Origin of the sequence: Vibrio sp. 10N.261.51.F11, from assembly GCF_041471665.1 — a bacterium.
GTDB classification, from domain to species: domain Bacteria; phylum Pseudomonadota; class Gammaproteobacteria; order Enterobacterales; family Vibrionaceae; genus Vibrio; species Vibrio crassostreae_C.
On record NZ_JBFROW010000058.1, the window covers coordinates 7,238 to 24,776 of the forward strand.

The window sequence follows — 17,539 nt, forward strand, 5'->3', positions numbered from 1 at the left end:
AAACTGTTAAACTGTTAAACCGTTAAATCGCTAGAACAGAGACTAGCGCGGTATAAGATCGAAAAACGCAAGGTGATTAAGCCTTGCGTTTTAGCTTGGGAGCGAAGCGTTCTTAAGCTTGATCGTTCATTTGATTCAGATGCTCGACTGAATGGGCGTTTTTCATCCGCTGAGCTTGATGGATATTGACCATAAGGCGATTGAGCAGCTTTTGCAGTCGTTCAATATCCGGCAATTGTTGATTTTTGGCTTCGACTTCTAGTTCCAATGCCTGCTTAGAAAGCATGTTAAGACCTAAGTTTAGCGACATGCCTTTAATGGAGTGCAGGGTACGACAAAGTGGCTCCAACTCCTTCGCTAAATAGTATTCGATGACACGGTCAACCGACTGTTCGAACTCAATAATGGTTGAGTCGATAAGTAAACTGAACCCTTCCGTATCGTCTTTAAGTATGCGTATCACTTCTGACTGACTTATCTCTTCTTCTGTTAATCTCAGTGTTTCAATTGGCTTGCGATGAAGTTCGACGATATTTTTGATGTCAGTCGAGCCTTCGGTTTTTATTTGCTTAGGTAATCGATTCGAAAATTGTTGCAGGGCATCGAAAAAGCTCTCTTGTTGCAGAGGCTTGGTCAGAATATGGTCGACACCCGCCTGAATAAAGTTGTCATGCGCCTCACGGAATACATCGGCCGTATAAGCGAATATCAAGGTATCGAGTTTCAGCTTTTCGCGGATGTAATTTGTTGTCTCGACCCCGTTCATTTCAGGCATATGATTGTCCATCAAGATAAGGTCATATTGAGTGGTTTTGAGGCGTTCAATTGCTAGTTTTCCGTTCTCTGCATGATCGACATGATGGCCGAGCTTTTCACAAAAGCCTTGTGCAACAATGGCATTAATACGGTTATCTTCCACCAACAGGATACTTAACGAGTCATAACTGAGAGTTTCTGCATCGACTGTATGGGTAGCGATGTATTTCGCTTTGCTTTCTTGCCATGTGATAGGCAGGGAGACTTGGAATTTTGTACCAAGCCCAACTGCACTGGTTAATGTGATTTCTCCGTTCATGAGGTTGACTAGGTTCTTGACGATTGCGAGGCCAAGCCCTGTTCCGCCAAACTTCCTTGTTGTGGAAGTGTCGGCTTGTTCGAACGAATTGAATACCTGCTCGTGCTTATCTTTCGGGATACCAACTCCGGTGTCTGTTACCGTGAGAATCAGTTGATTGTTGGGGCGATTGAGGTCAGCTTGAATGGACACATGACCTTCTTTGGTGAATTTGGTCGCATTGCCGCCCAAGTTGAACATGATTTGACGTAGCCTTGCACAGTCTCCGACGAGTTGGATGTTTTTCGGTATGTTATTTTCGATCAACAGGCGAATGCCTTTTTCATCGGCTAAGGGTTTTAGAGCGCTGCATACAGGCTGCATGACTTGAACAAAATTAAAGGGTGCCACATCTAGCTCAAGCTTGTTTTCTTCGACTTTTGAGAAGTCGAGAACGTCGTTGAGTATTGTCATCAAGTGGTGACCAGAATCGAGAATGATGTTGATGTTCTCTTTTGTTTCGGGTTCTTGGGTCTGGCTTGCAATGATTTGAGATATTCCAAGAACGCCGTTCATTGGCGTTCTGATCTCGTGGCTCATGGTAGACAGAAAATCGCCCTTAGCTTTTACTGCGGCTTCAGCTTTGGTTCGTTCGGCGATTAGCTCCTGAGTTTTCGCTCTCATTTCACTGTCATTACTGATCAAATTGTCTGTCATTTTTTGAAAGCTTTGTTTGAGATGAGCGATTTCGTCTTGGGTGTTTATATTCGAACTCAATTCCAGAGTTGCAGCACCTTGATCCAAATGGCCAGCGGCAACTTGGTTAGTGGCCTCAAGTAGGGTGTGTAATCTTCGATTAATACGCTTTGACGCCCACGCAGCAACAAGGAGTGATATGAACACGGAAAACAGTGTTCCGAGGATTAATATGTAGCTGGTTTGATTGGCTGAGTTCTCCGATTTTTCGACCCTGGTAATAATAAGTTTTTCTTCAATTTCAATGAATTGAGCAATCTCTTGGCGGATCTCGTCAATCAATTTTTTTCCGGTTTGCTGCTGAGTGAGGTCGATGACACTTTGTATTTCAGCTTCGCCTTTATTGACAAGGCTGCGTTGATTAATCTCTTTCTCTCCAGACCGTTTCAGCCATGTTTTATGAATATCATCGATTCTATATAGGCGTTCTACTTGAGGTGGGTTATCACTCACTTGATTCGCAAGGGTTTGGAGTTTTTGAGGCCATACATCAAGAGCTAAATGGTAGGGTTCTAAAAAAACAGGATCACCCGTGATCAAGTAACCACGTTCAGCCGTTTCTATGTCGACTGTTAAGCTGAGAAGTTCTTGAGCCCGAGCGATGGCTTTATGTGTGTGTACAACCCAATTATTGTCTTTTACAACCGTTCGGGTGTTTTCATGGACAGAAAAAGCCACGATAAGCATCAAAGCGATAGGAATCAAAAAGCTGACTAATAGCTTTTTCTGTAGGGATATATTGTCAAACCAACCCGCGATCATAAAACAGCGCTCTCCATGTCGTTGTTATTCACTGTTAGTGTAGATGATCATTAGTCGCTAAGTGCGCAAATAGTTGCTGAGTGCGTAAATACATACTTTAGCGTGTAAGTTTCGCATATTAACGGCATTTTAGGGACGATTAAGCGGCGTTATTATGTTTCAAAGACAAAAAAGCTAGCTCAATAAGCTAGCTTTCAACGGTGTGATGAGTGTGGCGAGTATTAAAGCGCTTTTACGCTGCTTCGTTCAACAAGAGTAGGTTCAAGTTCAACGACTTGCGGATAAGCATCTGGAGTTTGTAATCTGCTCAAAAGCGTATCCACTGCGGTTTTACCTAAACGGTGCTTTGGCTGGTGGATTGTGGTTAAAGCGGGTGTCATGTACTTCGACAGGTGGATGTCATCGTAGCCAATGATAGACAGATCATTCGGAATCGATGTGCCATCTTGCGCCGCAGCGTGAATCACGCCCATCGCCATCATATCGTTACTGACGAACAAGGCAGACGGCATTTCGCCACGAGTTTTCAATGTCTGATAAGAGTCAAAACCACCGTCACATTCAAAGTTGGATTCAACAATCCACTTAGGGTTGATCTCTAAATTGGCTTCTTCCATTGCTTGCTTGAAGCCTTGATAACGAGACGAAGCTTGATTACGGTGCAGTGGGCCAGTGATACAACCAATTTGAGAATGACCGTTATCTATCAAGTGCTTAGTTGCCATGTAGCCACCTTGGTGCGAGTTGTCTTGGATCTTATCGCTCGCAAACAACATAGGGCCCCAATCCATGACTACAACAGGCAGTTCTGGGTAGCGCTCGAATACATCGATATGTTCGCCTTCAAGGGTAGAACACATTAGCATCAGGCCATCGACTCGCTTTTGCAGCAAGGTATCGATAGAGGATTTCATGCGTTCGCTATCGCCTTCGGTGTTACACAAGATAAGGTTGTAGCCTTCTTCGTAGCAACGACGTTCCACACCTTTTACCACTTCGCCAAAGAATGGGTTGGTGGATGTGGTCACTAGCATTCCCAAGGTTTTGGTTTGCTTCATTTTCAAGCTGCGAGCCAATGCAGAAGGCGCATAGTTGAGTTCTTTAGCCGCACTGTTAACACGCTCAGCAATCTCTTCACTGACAAAGCGTGATTTGTTGATCACGTGGCTCACGGTAGAAGTCGAAACCTTTGCGAGCCGTGCGATGTCTTTCATTGTTGCCATAAAAAATCCTTGTGGGAATAACCTTCCACGTTGGGCGATATTCTGCCTGAAAACAGGGGCTTATTCTTGTTATTTGTTGTTACCGAATTTGAAGGCTAACATCCGTTAACCACGGTTTAGCTCAGAAGTTAGGCCTTCAAATAGGTATCAAACTAAGCAGACAGTTGCTCTGCCAAAAACGCATCGGTTTCAGCACGGCTTGGAATCGACGTTTGAGCACCAAAGCGTGTCACAGAGATAGCAGCTGCAGCATGAGCAAATTTAATCGCACGCTCAAGTGGCATATCTTCAAGCAAGCCTGTCACCAACGCGCCGTTAAAGGTGTCACCTGCGGCAGTTGTATCTGTTGCTTCAACACGGAAACCTGCGATTAATTCACCTTCGCTGGCTTCATTGCCTTGACCGCGATGACTCACCCACACGCCTTTCGCGCCTAGCGTGATCATTACCGTTTCTATGCCTTTAGCATGCAGAGCCAACGCAGCCTGATGAGCAGACGCGTTGTCCGTCACGGTAATGCCTGTCAGCACTTCTGCTTCAGTTTCGTTCGGTGTAATCACGTCAACACAAGCAAGCAGTGAATCCGATAATGGACGAGCAGGAGCCGGGTTTAGAATGACTTGCGTGCCACTCTCTTTTGCTACTTTCGCAGCGTACTCTATACCTTCAATTGGCGTTTCAAGTTGAGTTAGCAGGTATTTGGCTCCGCGAATCTTCTCTAGATGTGGTTCGATTTGGTCGCAAGTCAGCTTGTCATTAGCTTCTGCAGAAAGACAGATGCTGTTTTCACCCGTTGCGGATACTTGGATCATCGCGATGCCAGTTGGCGTGTTGTCTGCCACGATAACACCGTCGATGTTGATGCCGTCTTTAGCGAAGTCTTGACGAATGTTGATGCCGAATGGGTCGTCACCGACACAGGCGATGAAGCCGATATCTGCGTTTAATCGCGCAGCAGCGACTGCTTGGTTTGCGCCTTTACCGCCAGGGATGACCTGATAGTTACCGCCAATCAAGGTTTCACCCGGACGAGGGAACGAAGGAACTTGCAGTACGTGGTCAGCGTTAACGCTACCTAAAACAATCAGTTGAGTCATGATACGAGCCTTATGATATATCGTATTTGAAAATGCATGGGTCTTTCTCATGATGTTGAATGCGCTCTCGTTTAGGAGCGGAATGAGAAACAGCGATGCACTGTCGGGTTTTTGCTTTTATGTTAAGTCAGTGAGTAAATTAGCTAAGCAAAGCAGGGGATAGGGGACCCCTGCTTTATATCGCGTTACTTAGTAACGATTACTTAGCGATGATTTTTAGAGGTACTGGTACGTACTCGTCTACTGTTTCGCCTTTCAGTACTTTGTCTGCCATTTCGATACCTAGAGAACCGATTAGGTCAGGTTGTTGTGCAACTGTAGCGCCTAGTAGGCCGCGGTTAACAGCAGCGATGCCGTCGTCTGTGCCATCAAAGCCAACGATCATCACTTCTTTACCTGACGCTTGAACTGCGCGAAGTGCACCTAGTGCCATTTCATCGTTTTGAGCAAATACTGCTTGTACATCTGGGTTAGCAGCAAGCAAGTTTTCCATTACGTTCAGACCTTTAGTACGGTCGAAATCAGCAGGTTGGCTTGCAAGAAGCTCAAGGTCGCTGCCGTTTACTGCATTCATGAAGCCTTCACCACGTTCACGAGCTGCAGAAGTACCAGCAATACCTTCAAGTTGGATTACTTTCGCTTTTTCGCCCACTTTTTCCATGATGAAGTGACCTGCCATTTCACCACCGATTACGTTATCAGAAGCGATGTGGCTTACTACGTCACCACGGCTTGCACCACGGTCTAGTGTTAGTACTGGGATGTTTGAACGGTTAGCCATGCGAATTGCGTTAGACACAGCATCTGAATCTGTTGGGTTGATCAGGATTGCCTTAACACCACGAATGGTTAGATCTTCAATGTTCGACAGCTCTTTGCTTGGGTCGTTTTGAGAATCAAGAACGATAAGCTTGTAGCCTAGCTCTTCAGCTTTCACTTCTGCGCCATCTTTCATGGTTACAAAGAATGGGTTGTTCAATGTAGACAGAACGATTGCCATTGTATCTTGCGCCTGTGCAGACACAGATACTGTTGTAGAAAGAAGAGCAGCAGAAATAAGAGTCGCTAATTTTTTCATGGTGTAAGTCCTTTGTGTAGGGTGAGCTAGGAGGTGAGTCCTAGCTCGTTGTTATATTATTGATTTATTAGGGTGTTGCGTTGACTCAAGCTAGAGCCGTTCAAAGTGTTACTTGTTTTTGTTGTCGACCAATACTGCCAGAAGAATAACCACTGCTTTTGCAATCATCTGGTAGTAAGAAGAAACGTCTAATAGGTTTAGGGCGTTGTTCAGGAAGCCGATAATCAGTGCACCAATCAATGTGCCCATGATGCGACCACGACCGCCAGCTAGGCTTGTACCGCCAAGAACCACGGCTGCGATAGCATCTAGCTCATAACCCATACCTGCAGTTGGCTGCGCTGAAGATAAGCGAGATGCCACGATGATGCCCGCTACCGCTGCTAACAGACCACAGATTGCGTAAACGCCAATTTTTACTTTGTCTACGTCGATGCCTGATAGGCGAGTTGCTGATTCGTTGCCGCCAAGTGCGTAAACGTAACGGCCAAAGCGTGTGTGGTTAAGTAGGTACCAAACGGATGCGAATACTACGACCATGATCCAAACTGGAACCGGTACACCCATTGCGTAGCCTGTACCGAACCAAGCGAATGCGTCTGCTGTGTCCGTAAAGCCAGTAGAGATAGGGCGACCGTCGGTGTAAACCATGGTTACACCACGAAGTAGTGTCATGGTTACTAGCGTTGCGATGAAGGCTTGAACCTTACCTTTCGCGATGATCACACCACTAATCGCACCTAATGCTGCACCTGCTACAAGAGCGGTTGGTACTGCGATCATCACAGGGATTTCCATGCCAATCATGCTGGCTGCGAACGCACCACAAAGCGCCAGTACAGAACCAACACTCAAGTCGATACCCGCGGTTAAGATAACCAGCGTCATACCTACAGCGATAATTGCGTTAACCGAGGTTTGGCGCAGAATGTTTAGGATGTTGTCGACAGTAAAGAAGTTCGGGTTTAAGAAAGAAACGACAACAATCAGGAAGAGCAAAGCAATCAATGACTTTTGATCAATCAGCCACTCTTTGCTGATTAACGGTTTTTTCTTTGGAGCTTCAGTTGTTTTGCTCATGGTTTTAGTACTCATGCTGCGTCCTCGTTGATCTTTTTACCGACCGCACACGCCAGTAATAATTCTTGGTTTGCTTCTTTAGCATCAAATTCACCGCTTACACGGCCTTCATGCATCACCATGATGCGGTCACTCATTCCTAACACTTCTGGCATTTCAGATGAGACTAAAATGATGCTCATGCCGTCGGCTTTAAATTTATTAATGAGTTGGTAAATCTCTTTCTTAGCACCGACATCGACACCGCGCGTTGGCTCGTCGAGAATCAGTACTTTTGGTTTGGTCATCAAGCCCTTAGCGATAGCCACTTTCTGTTGGTTACCACCAGAAAGGTTGCCAATAATCTGTTCGCGCGTCGGGGTTTTGATGTTGAATAGCTTGATGAAGTCATCTACTGCAATCACTTCGTCTTTATGTTGGATTTGACCGCTCTTTGTTAGTAGGTCAAGTGAACATAACGACATGTTTTCTTTAACAGAAAGCCCTAGAACTAAGCCATCGCCTTTACGGTCTTCAGAGATGTAAGCAATGCCATTGGCCAAGCCGTCTTTCGGGCTTACAGGGTTGATGGTTTTATTTTCTAGGTTGATGACGCCGCGTTCACTTGGAAGGGCACCGTAAATCACTTTCATCAGTTCAGTTCGGCCAGCACCCATTAGGCCAGATACACCCAGGATTTCACCGCGTTTTAGCGTAAAGCTCACATCGTGAACACCAGAACCCGTCAGGCCAATCACTTCAAGACAAGTTTCACCATGGCTCTGGCCGATACGTGGATATTGTTCGTCTAACTTACGACCAACCATCATTTCGATTAGGCCATCTTCGTCGGTGTCTTTTACTTCACACTGACCAATGAACTTACCGTCACGCAGCACTGTGATGTCATCACAAATCTCGAAGATCTCTTTCAAACGGTGAGAGATGTAAACAATGCCACAGCCTTCATCGCGCAATTCGTTAATCACCTTAAACAGAGATTCAGTTTCGGTATCGGTTAGCGCATCGGTTGGTTCATCCATGATGATGACTTTAGATTCAAACGATAGGGCTTTCGCAATCTCTACCATTTGCTGCTCACCAAGGCTCAACTGACCTAGAGGCGTTTTCGAGCTGTGTTTCACGTTAAGGCGTTTAAGTAGCTTGTCTGCTTCTTGGTACATCTCGTTCCACAAGATACGACCCATGGTGCCCGTGATTTCACGACCTAAGAAGATGTTCTCGGCGATGGTCAATTCAGGGATTAGATTCAGCTCTTGGTGAATGATGCTAATGCCTGCTCGTTGAGAATCACGTGGCCCTTTAAATGCAGCAGGTTTTCCTTGGTAGGCAATAGTGCCGCCGTCCAAGTGGTAGATGCCTGTCAGCACTTTCATAAGCGTTGATTTACCCGCACCGTTTTCACCCATTAACGCCATTACGCGTCCTGGATAAACGTTGAGGCTTGCCTTATCCAGTGCTTTCACACCAGGGAAGGCTTTCTCAATTGAGCTAAGTTCTAAAATGGCTTGAGTCATGTCGGTTCCTTTACTCGGGGCCAGTTGTATTTGATTGTTCTGTCTATGTATTGTTTTGGTTCAGTGATGTCACTGAGCTGTCGTTGCGTTTTGCTTGAGCTAAAAGGTTACGCCAGCTTGGAAAATAACATTTGCGTATGGTGTGCACTCACCGGTGCGAATTACCGCGCGGCTTTCATGCGTACGCTGTTTGAATTCTTCATGAGTGATGTAAGTAATAGAAAGCGATTTGCCACAACGTGCTTCTTCTGTCTTGATTAAATCAATCAGCGCTGCGTGGTGCTCTGGGCTTACTTTCGCAAACTCTTCTGCAATCACAACGCCTTCGATTTGAGATTCATCCAGCATGGTTTTTACCGTTTGCTGAAAGCTTGGGACACCGTGAGTCAAAGCAAGATCAATACGAGTTACGTGGTCTGGAATCGGCAGACCCGCGTCACAAATCGTGATTTCATCTGTGTGGCCAAGAGTCGCCACTAGGTAAGAGAGTTCAGAGTTTATTAAAGTACTTTTTTTCATATCACGACCTATTGAAAAATAACGCTTGATGGGTTGAGAACAACTCAAGAAAAGCCATCGAAACGTTTCGATAGTGATAATAGTGTCTGATTTATCATTTGCACGTTTGATTGTTTTAGAGTGTGATAATGATCATCGAAACGTTTCGATGGGGCGTTTTTTGGTGATCTTAGTCACCGCCATTGATTGCATAAATCCTTTTACGTGGGTTCAATCGATAGCGCATATCCGAACTTACTAATGGTAATGATCTGGACGTTGGATGCTCTTAATCGCGCGAACACATTGCGTAGGTTATAGACTACGTTTGCAAGAACATGTGGTGACGAGAGTTGTCCGTCCCAACACACATCAACAATATGCTCTCTTGAAATCGGTCTTCCCACATTTTCCAATAACAAGCAGAGCACTGCTAATAGGCGAGGGCGCAAAGTGATTTTGTTTCCTTGCTGGTTGGTAATCGTTCGAGCGTCGATATCAATGATTAAGCCGTTGAAGTCTATTGTGTGGTTCATCGTGTTTTCTGTTCGTCTTATTCTAAATTGTGGAGATTGAGCAAATTGGCCTGCTGTTGGAGCGGGTAATTATTTAAGTGTGCTAATGGTCGAAGTGGGCGGGTTAACTGACACGATCAAAGAACCTATTACTTTTAAAGCCGAAGACAATACTTACCGATTAATTGCTGGTTACAAATTTAACCGCATTGTTTCGGTTGAAGCTCAATACACAGATTTTGGTGATATAGCCCTGAAAACGAAATCTGGTAATAAGGTTTTCACTTGGACACCTCAAATCTTTTCGGTAACGGCGAACCTCGGTTACACGTTTGATAATGGCATTCGTCCATTTGGCACTATCGGTCTGTCGACTATTGATCTAGACATGAAGCTTGCTGATGGCTCTCGCCCGTCAGGAGATGGTTTTGATGATTCGGGAGATGGCATCCGTATGGGTGTTGGTGTTGAATACACGCCACCTACAATGTCTTCGTTGAGCTTTCGCTTAGCATACGAAGCCGATGCTTTTGATATCGAAGATTACGAAAACGGACACAAGACAGAAGATACTGTTGTTCTGGACTCTTTCTACTTAGGCGCAATGTACACATTCTAAGTTTCACACTTTGCTAAACGGTAAATCGGTTTCTAAATGGGGCGTCGGTTGGCTCAACCCGTTTAACTAAAGTGGAAGGCCGCAGTTTTTGACTGCGGCTTTTTTATGTTTAACTCTAGGCTTCACGAATATGAGCGGTGACAGACACGATGGCATGGTCGGTACTGAATTGGTCGTGTTCAAAACTAGGATTAATCAGGTGATGGTCTAACACTGTGTAGCTAGAGATCTCCATTAAGCTTGAAGAGTTCTGACAATCAAACTCGTTCGACATCAAAATGTAGTCCAGTACAGATCCAGAAGCGCCGTAGTAATGGGTTGGCTTTCGCTGTTCAAGCAAGTCTTCTTCATGCAGTTGATGGTAAAGATCCCAGCTGTCTTTCAAGCGAAAGTGGGATAGCCAATGCTTGCTGTTTTCGTCTCGGTTGATTGAGTAATTCAACAGCCCTTTAAACTCATCATTAAACAGTGGCTTATTAAAGTCACCCATCAACACAACAGGTTGCTCGGTTTGGTAGCGTTGGTTGGTGATGTATTGATGCAGCATCTGAGCTTCTAGACCGCGTTGGACACTTGATAGCCAAGAGCCAAGCTGTTCTTGGTGAAAACGAGTGAGCGTGTCACTTTGTGGTTTTGCACCTTGCTGAGTGTTGTCCGCATCGACAGATTCTGCTTTTGGCTCTGTCGGACGTTGTGATTTGAAGTGCACCACATAACAGTCGGTTGAACCTAAATGGGGTAACGTAATCGTCGCGTGAACAGGCGTTCTGTTGAATGAGAATTTGTCGTCAAGGTTGAATGCTTTCAGTAACTTCGAATCTGGCGTAACAGGCTGCACGTTTTCAATCGGGTAACGGGAAGCGATCCCAACGACTGGTGAGGTGTATAGGTAATCATCTTCAACGTTGGCGCTATCGACCACTGCAAAGTATGGATAACCTAGCTCGTTCATCAATAGCTCTAAAGATTGCGGGCTAAATATCTCTTGGAAGCCAATCACATCGCAATCTAATGAGCGAATCGCTTCAGCCATCCAATGTTGCTTCTTCTGCCATTCTTCGAAGCTGTAGATGTTCTCAAAATCATAATAAGCATTCGGTGGCTCGAGATAGTTCAGAAGGTTGAACGTTGCGAATGTTATTTGGTTTGGTTTGTTCAAAGTGTCATTCCATTTAGACCTAGGCTGCAAGGATACTCCAGTAAAAGTATAGTTTGTTGATTATTTAGAGCCTAAATTTCACTTTAGAAGCCAACCAAAGGAATCTTAGCCGTTGAGGCTTGTGTCATTCAGGCTAGAGCAATCTTAGTGCTTCTGCCTTCCCCCGTGCTTTCCAACGCCACCAAGCTAATCAACTCAATCAAAGGAACCAAAGCAATCAAAGCTCACTGCATCCAATAACTTCGAGTGGTGACGAGTAATTTGTAAATAAACCGTCAGAGATAGAGTGCTGATGGTTTTATTAGTTATTACATGATGTTAGATTTGAACCTATACTTGATTTAACGGCATGCATTCAAAGCCGATAAATCAACTTGAATATAGAATTCATGACATTTGAAGGGAGAGTCAAATGGGAACAGTTTTTCGACGCAAAGCCTCGCAACGCACTCAGTTTTTCAGGTTTAATTTGAAGTCATGTGCAATCATGTTGCCGCTTATTGCTTTACAACCCTCCGTTACTTACGCTTCTGAAACCCAATCAACTCCTGCTGTCACCGTTATTGAAACCACACAACTGGTTGGTTTTGGTGAAGCAAAATATCCAGCCGATTTCACTCACTTCGATTACGTTAATCCTGATGCGCCAAAGCAGGGCAAAGTGACCTATGGCAGCATAGGTACGTACGATAGCTTTAATCGATTCGGTTCCCGCGGCGTTGCTGCAAGTTATACCGGAGAGATTTACGATACCTTGATGTTTTCTCCGAGTGACGAGATTGATGCGTACTATCCATTGATCGCTTCAAAGGTTCGCTACTCCAGTGATTTCACTTGGATGGAAATCGACATCAACCCAAATGCTAAATTCCAAGATGGCGAGCCTATCACTGCGCATGATGTTGCCTTTACTTTTGACAAGTTCTCAACCGAGGGCGTGCCTCAGTATCGTGTGTATTACAAAGAGATTAAGTCAGTAAAAGCGGTCTCTGATTTGGTTGTTCGTATTGAAATGAACAGTCCAAACCGCGAAAAACTGTTTAGCTTCGCGCAAAGCACTCGTGTATTGCCGAAACATTTCTGGAAAGACAGAAAGCTGTCTGAGCCTCTAAGTGAGCCACCAGTCGGTAGTGGTCCTTATAAGATCATCAGCTACAAATCAGGCCAAAGTGTTACCTATGGTCTAGATGAAAACTACTGGGCAGCAGACCTACCAGTTAACGTTGGCCGCAATAACTTCAAGCAGGTGCAATACGATTACTACCGTGACGACACGGTAATGTTGGAAGCGTTCAAAGCAGGGGAGTTCGATCTTCGAACCGAGAATTCGGCTAAGTTCTGGGCTAACTCTTATACGGGCGCGAACTTCGATAAAGGCTACATCATTAAAGAAGAGATCAACCACGAGAAGCCTGAAACGACTCAAGGTTTCGTCTTCAACATTCAATCACCTGTGTTCTCGGATCCTAAAGTGCGTGAAGCGTTAACCTATGCGATGGACTTTGAGTGGATGAACAAGAACATGTTCTATGGTCAGTACAAACGTACTCGCAGCTACTTCCAAAACACAGACTATGAAGCGAAAGGCTTACCAAGCGAAGCGGAAGTCGAGTTGTTGTCTCAATACAAAGATCAGATTCCACCGCGAGTTTTCACCGAGGAATTCCAACCTCCCGTTACCGATGGTAGCGGTCGTATTCGTAGCCAAATGCGTACCGCTTTCAAATTGTTGAAAGAAGCGGGTTGGGTGCTGAAAGACAAAGTCATGACCAACGAAAAGACTGGCAAGCCGATGTCATTTGAGTTGTTGATTTACAGCCCAACCACGGAACGTATCGCAACGCCGGTTCAAAAGAACCTTAAGCGCATGGGTATTGAGATGAAGATCCGTACCATCGATACCACTCAATACATCAAGCGCTTGCGTGATCGTGATTTCGACATGGTTTCGTCGTCATTTTCCGCAAACCCTTATCCTAGCCCGAACTTAATGATCGTTTGGAACTCTAACTACATTGATTCTACTTACAATACTGCAGGTGTTATCGATCCAGTGGTTGACGCGTTAACAGAAGAAATTGCGCGTAACCAACAGCACCCTGAAAAGCTTCTTACACTAGGTCGTTCACTAGACCGAGTATTGCAGTGGAATTTCTACAACATCCCGCAATGGCACGTTGGCGAGTATCGCGTAGCAATGTGGGACAAGTTTGAGCGTCCAGATGTATTGCCTAAATACGATTTAGGTATCGATACATGGTGGATTTCAGAAGAGAAGGCGGCTTTGCTTCCTGAAAAACGTCGCTAGGAGTTAGTTAGCATGGCCGCGTATATATTTCGACGTTTATTGTTGGTGATCCCCACGCTGTGGGCGATCATCACCATCAACTTTTTCATCATCCAGATAGCGCCTGGAGGCCCGGTAGAGCAAGCTGTTGCTCAATTAGAAGGGCATAACTCTGGCATTATGGAGCGTTTTTCTGGTGGTGGACAAGAAGTTGATTTAAGTGAAAGTGATCAAGCTTCTGCCAGTGGCTATAAAGGCTCACGCGGGCTTGATCCTGAAGTGGTTGAAGAGATCAAAAAGCAGTTTGGGTTTGATAAACCGATTCACGTTCGCTACTTCGATATGTTGAAAAACTACGCGACCTTTAACTTTGGTGAAAGCCTGTTTAAGGGTGGTAACGTGATTGATTTAATCATCGAGCGTTTACCTGTCTCCATTTCCTTAGGGTTGTGGAGTACGTTAATCATCTATGTGATTTCGATACCCTTAGGCATTATGAAGGCGATACATCACGGCTCTCGCTTTGATATTTGGTCGAGCGCGGTGGTGATTGTCGGCTACGCGGTGCCGGGCTTCTTGTTTGCGATTATTCTGATTATCTTGTTTGCAAGCGGTAACTACTTCAGTTGGTTCCCATTGCGAGGGCTTGTGTCGAGTAACTTCGACCAGCTCAACTGGTATCAGCAAATTGGCGACTACTTCTGGCACTTGGCGTTGCCCATTTTCGCCATGGTTATCGGTGGATTCGCCACGCTCAGCATGCTGACCAAAAACTCCTTCCTTGATGAAATCAATAAGCAATATGTAGTGACTGCGAGAGCGAAAGGCTTGGACGAGAGCAGTATTCTTTATAAGCACGTTTTCCGTAACGCCATGCTGATCATTATTGCGGGTTTCCCAAGCGCATTTATTAGTATTTTCTTCACGGGTTCTATGTTGATTGAAGTGATGTTTTCACTCGAAGGAATTGGTCTGCTTGGCTTTGAATCAACCATTCAACGTGACTATCCCGTGGTGTTCAGCTCTCTCTATATCATGACCTTGCTTGGCTTGGTGCTGAGCATTATCTCCGACCTGACGTATACCTGGGTTGATCCTCGAATTGATTTTGAAGCGCGTTAATGGCGAACGAATAACAAGGTATTGATAATAAATGTTTAACAACCCTTTAGCTGAAGCTCGTTGGTTACGTTTTAAAGCAAACAAGCGTGGTTTTATCTCCCTTTGGATATTTACCATCTTGTTTGGCTTGAGCCTGTTCGCTGAGATCATTGCCAATGATAAACCACTCTTGGTTTCTTATGATAATCAGTGGTTTGTGCCTGTTATCAATGAATATGCCGAGACGGAGTTTGGTGGTGAGTTTGAAACCGAGGCCGACTACAAAGACCCGTATGTTATCGAGCTCATTGAAGACAACGGTTACATCGTGTGGCCAATCATTCCGTTTAGCTACGACACAATAAACTTCGATATTTCAGGTGCGGTGCCATCGGAGCCCGATTCGGTGAACTGGTTAGGGACTGATGATAAGGGGCGAGATGTATTAGCTCGTATCATTTATGGCTTCCGTATTTCCGTTCTATTTGGTTTTATTCTGACCATTGTATCGAGCGTGATTGGTGTCGTGGTTGGCGCAACACAAGGCTACTACGGTGGCTGGGTTGATCTATTCGGACAACGCTTCATTGAAGTCTGGTCTGGTATGCCGACCCTGTTCTTGCTGATTATTTTGTCGAGTTTTATTGAGCCGAATTTCTGGTGGTTGCTCGGGATTATGGTGCTGTTTAGTTGGATGAGTTTAGTCGGCATCGTGCGAGCGGAATTTTTACGCTGCCGAAACTTTGATTATGTAAGAGCCGCGCAAGCCATGGGTGTCGATGATAAACGCATTATGCTTCGTCACATGCTACCCAACGCGATGGTGGCTTCGTTAACCATGATGCCGTTTATCCTTTCAGGCTCGGTCACTACGTTAACCTCATTAGATTTCTTAGGCTTTGGTCTTCCTGCGGGTTCACCTTCATTGGGCGAGCTATTGGCGCAAGGTAAAGCTAACTTACAAGCGCCTTGGCTTGGCATTTCTGCTTTCGTCGTGCTTTCACTGATGCTGACGTTACTTGTCTTCGTTGGTGAAGCGGTACGTGATGCTTTCGACCCACATCAACAGAAGTAAGGATAAGTTATGACTTCAAATACAGCTCCTACTTCAGGGTCAACAGCAGAGGCTTCTAATGCATCTCCAGTTCTGACCATCGATAAATTGTCTGTCGGTTTCGGGCGTAAAGACTCGATAGAACAAGTGACGCAAGACGTCTCGTTGGAGATATACAAAGGTGAGACACTCGCGCTGGTGGGCGAGAGTGGCTCCGGTAAATCGGTTACGGCTAACTCAGTGTTAAAGCTGCTACCTAAAGGCTCATCGCACTACTTAAACGGTAAGATCAATTTCTCTGGCACCGATATTCTGAGTTGTTCTGAAAGACAATTGCGAGGGATTCGTGGTGGTCGCATCGGCATGATCTTCCAAGAGCCTATGGTGTCACTGAATCCACTTCATCGAGTCGGAAAACAGCTGGTTGAAACCCTTGCGATTCACCGTGGAATGCGAACCAATAAAGCTCAAGCCTTGGCGATAGAGTGGCTTTCAAAGGTTGGTATTCGTTACCCAGAGCAGAAGATTTCAGCGTACCCGCACGAGCTATCAGGTGGAGAACGCCAGCGCGTGATGATCGCGATGGCACTGATCAATGAACCAGAGCTGCTTATTGCTGATGAGCCGACAACGGCTTTGGATGTATCGGTGCAAGCGCAGATCCTCGACCTTCTAAAAGACCTGCAGCAAGAGCTGGGTATGGCAATGCTTTTCATTACTCATGACTTGAGTATCGTTCGTAAGATTGCCGACAGAGTAGCAGTAATGAAAGATGGTCGCTTGGTCGAAAGTAACGACTGTCATACCCTGTTTAACGCGCCTGCTCACCCTTACACTCAAAAACTTATTAACTCTGATCCGAAAGGTTTGCCCGTTCCTGTGTCACCCGAAAGCAAACCGCTACTCGATGTAAATCAACTTCGTGTTTGGTTCCCGATCACGGGCGGTTTATTCAAGCGCACCATTTCTCATGTTAAAGCTGTGACCGACATGGAGTTCACTTTGAAGAAAGGGCACTCAATCGGTTTGGTTGGCGAAAGTGGTTCTGGTAAATCGACGACCGGTATGGCGATACTTAAGCTGGTAGATAGTGAAGGGTCAATCACCTACTCGAGTGAACAGCTTCAAGGTTTAGATCGAAAACAGATGCTTCCGTTTAGAAGCCGTATGCAAGTAGTCTTTCAAGACCCGTTTTCTGCGCTAAACCCGAGAATGTCGGTCGCTCAGGTGATTGGCGAAGGTTTGTTAGTGCATCAACAATTGGATGAGCACGAACTCGACCAACGCATCTGTGACGTAATGAAAGAGGTTGACCTCGATCCTGAAACGCGTCACCGTTACCCAAATGAGTTTTCTGGCGGTCAAAGGCAGCGTATTGCGATTGCTCGTGCTTTGATTTTAAAGCCAGAGTTTATCCTGCTCGATGAACCAACATCGTCATTGGACAGAACCGTTCAAGCTCAAGTATTGGATTTGCTGAAGTCACTTCAAGAAAAGTATGGCCTGACCTATTTGTTTATCAGTCATGATCTGAATGTCGTGAAATCCTTGTGTCATTACACCATCGTCATGAAAGCTGGCGAGGTAATAGAGAAGGGCGACACTGAGACTTTGTTTGGTAATCCGCAGCATGAATATACTAAGCAGTTGGTGAGTCTTTCGAATGTTGGTGGTGTTTTATAACGCAGAGGGTTTGTTTAAAACAAATGGGCTCTGGTTGAATTCAACATGGTCATTTC

14 protein-coding genes are annotated in these 17,539 nt (G+C 45.3%); 5 read left to right on the plus strand and 9 right to left on the minus strand.

The features are described from left to right. Positions 1-112: 112 nt before the first annotated feature. The 8 genes from AB4351_RS17325 to AB4351_RS17360 form a co-directional block, all read right to left on the minus strand. On the minus strand, positions 113-2,572 hold the full coding sequence (locus AB4351_RS17325; RefSeq protein ID WP_372126715.1) for a CHASE3 domain-containing protein: 2,460 nt from the start codon (positions 2,570-2,572) through the stop codon (positions 113-115). Between the two features lie 221 nt (positions 2,573-2,793). Continuing rightward, on the minus strand, positions 2,794-3,795 hold the full coding sequence (locus AB4351_RS17330) for a substrate-binding domain-containing protein (RefSeq protein ID WP_372126717.1): 1,002 nt from the start codon (positions 3,793-3,795) through the stop codon (positions 2,794-2,796). 152 nt (positions 3,796-3,947) lie between these two features. After that, positions 3,948-4,892 (minus strand): ribokinase, encoded by a 945-nt coding sequence (rbsK, locus tag AB4351_RS17335; RefSeq protein ID WP_017064747.1) that lies wholly within the window; start codon positions 4,890-4,892, stop codon positions 3,948-3,950. Between the two features lie 199 nt (positions 4,893-5,091). After that, a complete protein-coding gene (gene rbsB / locus AB4351_RS17340; protein ID WP_372126719.1) occupies positions 5,092-5,970 on the minus strand; it encodes a ribose ABC transporter substrate-binding protein RbsB in 879 nt (292 codons plus the stop codon). 108 nt (positions 5,971-6,078) lie between these two features. Continuing rightward, the gene (gene rbsC / locus AB4351_RS17345) at positions 6,079-7,065 is read right to left on the minus strand and encodes a ribose ABC transporter permease (protein WP_372126721.1); all 987 of its coding nucleotides are present in this window, start codon (positions 7,063-7,065) and stop codon (positions 6,079-6,081) included. Continuing rightward, complete coding sequence (gene rbsA / locus AB4351_RS17350) at positions 7,062-8,567, minus strand: ribose ABC transporter ATP-binding protein RbsA (RefSeq protein WP_372126723.1); 1,506 nt, start codon at positions 8,565-8,567, stop codon at positions 7,062-7,064. The genes rbsC and rbsA overlap by 4 nt, the downstream gene beginning before the upstream one ends. A gap of 99 nt (positions 8,568-8,666) precedes the next feature. Then, positions 8,667-9,086, minus strand: a complete 420-nt coding sequence (gene rbsD / locus AB4351_RS17355) for a D-ribose pyranase (RefSeq protein WP_017060853.1) — start codon at positions 9,084-9,086, stop codon at positions 8,667-8,669. A 200-nt stretch (positions 9,087-9,286) separates the two neighbouring features. Then, positions 9,287-9,601: a winged helix-turn-helix domain-containing protein gene (locus AB4351_RS17360; RefSeq protein ID WP_017060852.1), complete on the minus strand. Its 315-nt coding sequence runs from the start codon at positions 9,599-9,601 to the stop codon at positions 9,287-9,289. A gap of 85 nt (positions 9,602-9,686) precedes the next feature. Here AB4351_RS17360 and AB4351_RS17365 point away from each other — a divergent pair, with 85 nt between their 5' ends. After that, positions 9,687-10,199: an outer membrane beta-barrel protein gene (locus AB4351_RS17365; RefSeq protein ID WP_372126725.1), complete on the plus strand. Its 513-nt coding sequence runs from the start codon at positions 9,687-9,689 to the stop codon at positions 10,197-10,199. A gap of 115 nt (positions 10,200-10,314) precedes the next feature. On the opposite strand, the gene AB4351_RS17370 is transcribed toward AB4351_RS17365, so the two are convergent. Continuing rightward, the gene (locus tag AB4351_RS17370; RefSeq protein ID WP_372073216.1) at positions 10,315-11,358 is read right to left on the minus strand and encodes an endonuclease/exonuclease/phosphatase family protein; all 1,044 of its coding nucleotides are present in this window, start codon (positions 11,356-11,358) and stop codon (positions 10,315-10,317) included. Between the two features lie 412 nt (positions 11,359-11,770). On the opposite strand from AB4351_RS17370, the gene AB4351_RS17375 reads away from it, so the two are divergent. The 4 genes from AB4351_RS17375 to yejF are packed head-to-tail and all read left to right on the plus strand — an operon-like array spanning position 11,771 to position 17,483. Beyond that, positions 11,771-13,666: an extracellular solute-binding protein gene (locus AB4351_RS17375; RefSeq protein WP_017068488.1), complete on the plus strand. Its 1,896-nt coding sequence runs from the start codon at positions 11,771-11,773 to the stop codon at positions 13,664-13,666. Between the two features lie 12 nt (positions 13,667-13,678). Beyond that, positions 13,679-14,767: a microcin C ABC transporter permease YejB gene (locus tag AB4351_RS17380; protein WP_004730359.1), complete on the plus strand. Its 1,089-nt coding sequence runs from the start codon at positions 13,679-13,681 to the stop codon at positions 14,765-14,767. A gap of 31 nt (positions 14,768-14,798) precedes the next feature. Next, a complete protein-coding gene (locus AB4351_RS17385) occupies positions 14,799-15,821 on the plus strand; it encodes an ABC transporter permease (RefSeq protein WP_017060847.1) in 1,023 nt (340 codons plus the stop codon). A 9-nt stretch (positions 15,822-15,830) separates the two neighbouring features. Then, entirely contained in the window at positions 15,831-17,483 is a 1,653-nt protein-coding gene (gene yejF / locus AB4351_RS17390; protein WP_372126727.1) for a microcin C ABC transporter ATP-binding protein YejF, read from the plus strand. Positions 17,484-17,539 lie beyond the last annotated feature (56 nt).

Bases quoted from the DNA above. Each gene is read 5' to 3' on its own strand.
- rbsC (WP_372126721.1), bottom strand. From the start codon at position 7,065: ATGAGTACTAAAACCATGAGCAAAACAACTGAAGCTCCAAAGAAAAAA.
- yejF (WP_372126727.1), top strand. From the start codon at position 15,831: ATGACTTCAAATACAGCTCCTACTTCAGGGTCAACAGCAGAGGCTTCT.
- rbsA (WP_372126723.1), bottom strand. From the start codon at position 8,567: ATGACTCAAGCCATTTTAGAACTTAGCTCAATTGAGAAAGCCTTCCCT.
- AB4351_RS17325 (WP_372126715.1), bottom strand. From the start codon at position 2,572: ATGATCGCGGGTTGGTTTGACAATATATCCCTACAGAAAAAGCTATTA.
- AB4351_RS17385 (WP_017060847.1), top strand. From the start codon at position 14,799: ATGTTTAACAACCCTTTAGCTGAAGCTCGTTGGTTACGTTTTAAAGCA.
- AB4351_RS17330 (WP_372126717.1), bottom strand. From the start codon at position 3,795: ATGGCAACAATGAAAGACATCGCACGGCTCGCAAAGGTTTCGACTTCT.
- AB4351_RS17360 (WP_017060852.1), bottom strand. From the start codon at position 9,601: ATGAACCACACAATAGACTTCAACGGCTTAATCATTGATATCGACGCT.
- rbsD (WP_017060853.1), bottom strand. From the start codon at position 9,086: ATGAAAAAAAGTACTTTAATAAACTCTGAACTCTCTTACCTAGTGGCG.
- AB4351_RS17375 (WP_017068488.1), top strand. From the start codon at position 11,771: ATGGGAACAGTTTTTCGACGCAAAGCCTCGCAACGCACTCAGTTTTTC.
- AB4351_RS17365 (WP_372126725.1), top strand. From the start codon at position 9,687: ATGGTCGAAGTGGGCGGGTTAACTGACACGATCAAAGAACCTATTACT.
- AB4351_RS17380 (WP_004730359.1), top strand. From the start codon at position 13,679: ATGGCCGCGTATATATTTCGACGTTTATTGTTGGTGATCCCCACGCTG.
- rbsB (WP_372126719.1), bottom strand. From the start codon at position 5,970: ATGAAAAAATTAGCGACTCTTATTTCTGCTGCTCTTCTTTCTACAACA.
- rbsK (WP_017064747.1), bottom strand. From the start codon at position 4,892: ATGACTCAACTGATTGTTTTAGGTAGCGTTAACGCTGACCACGTACTG.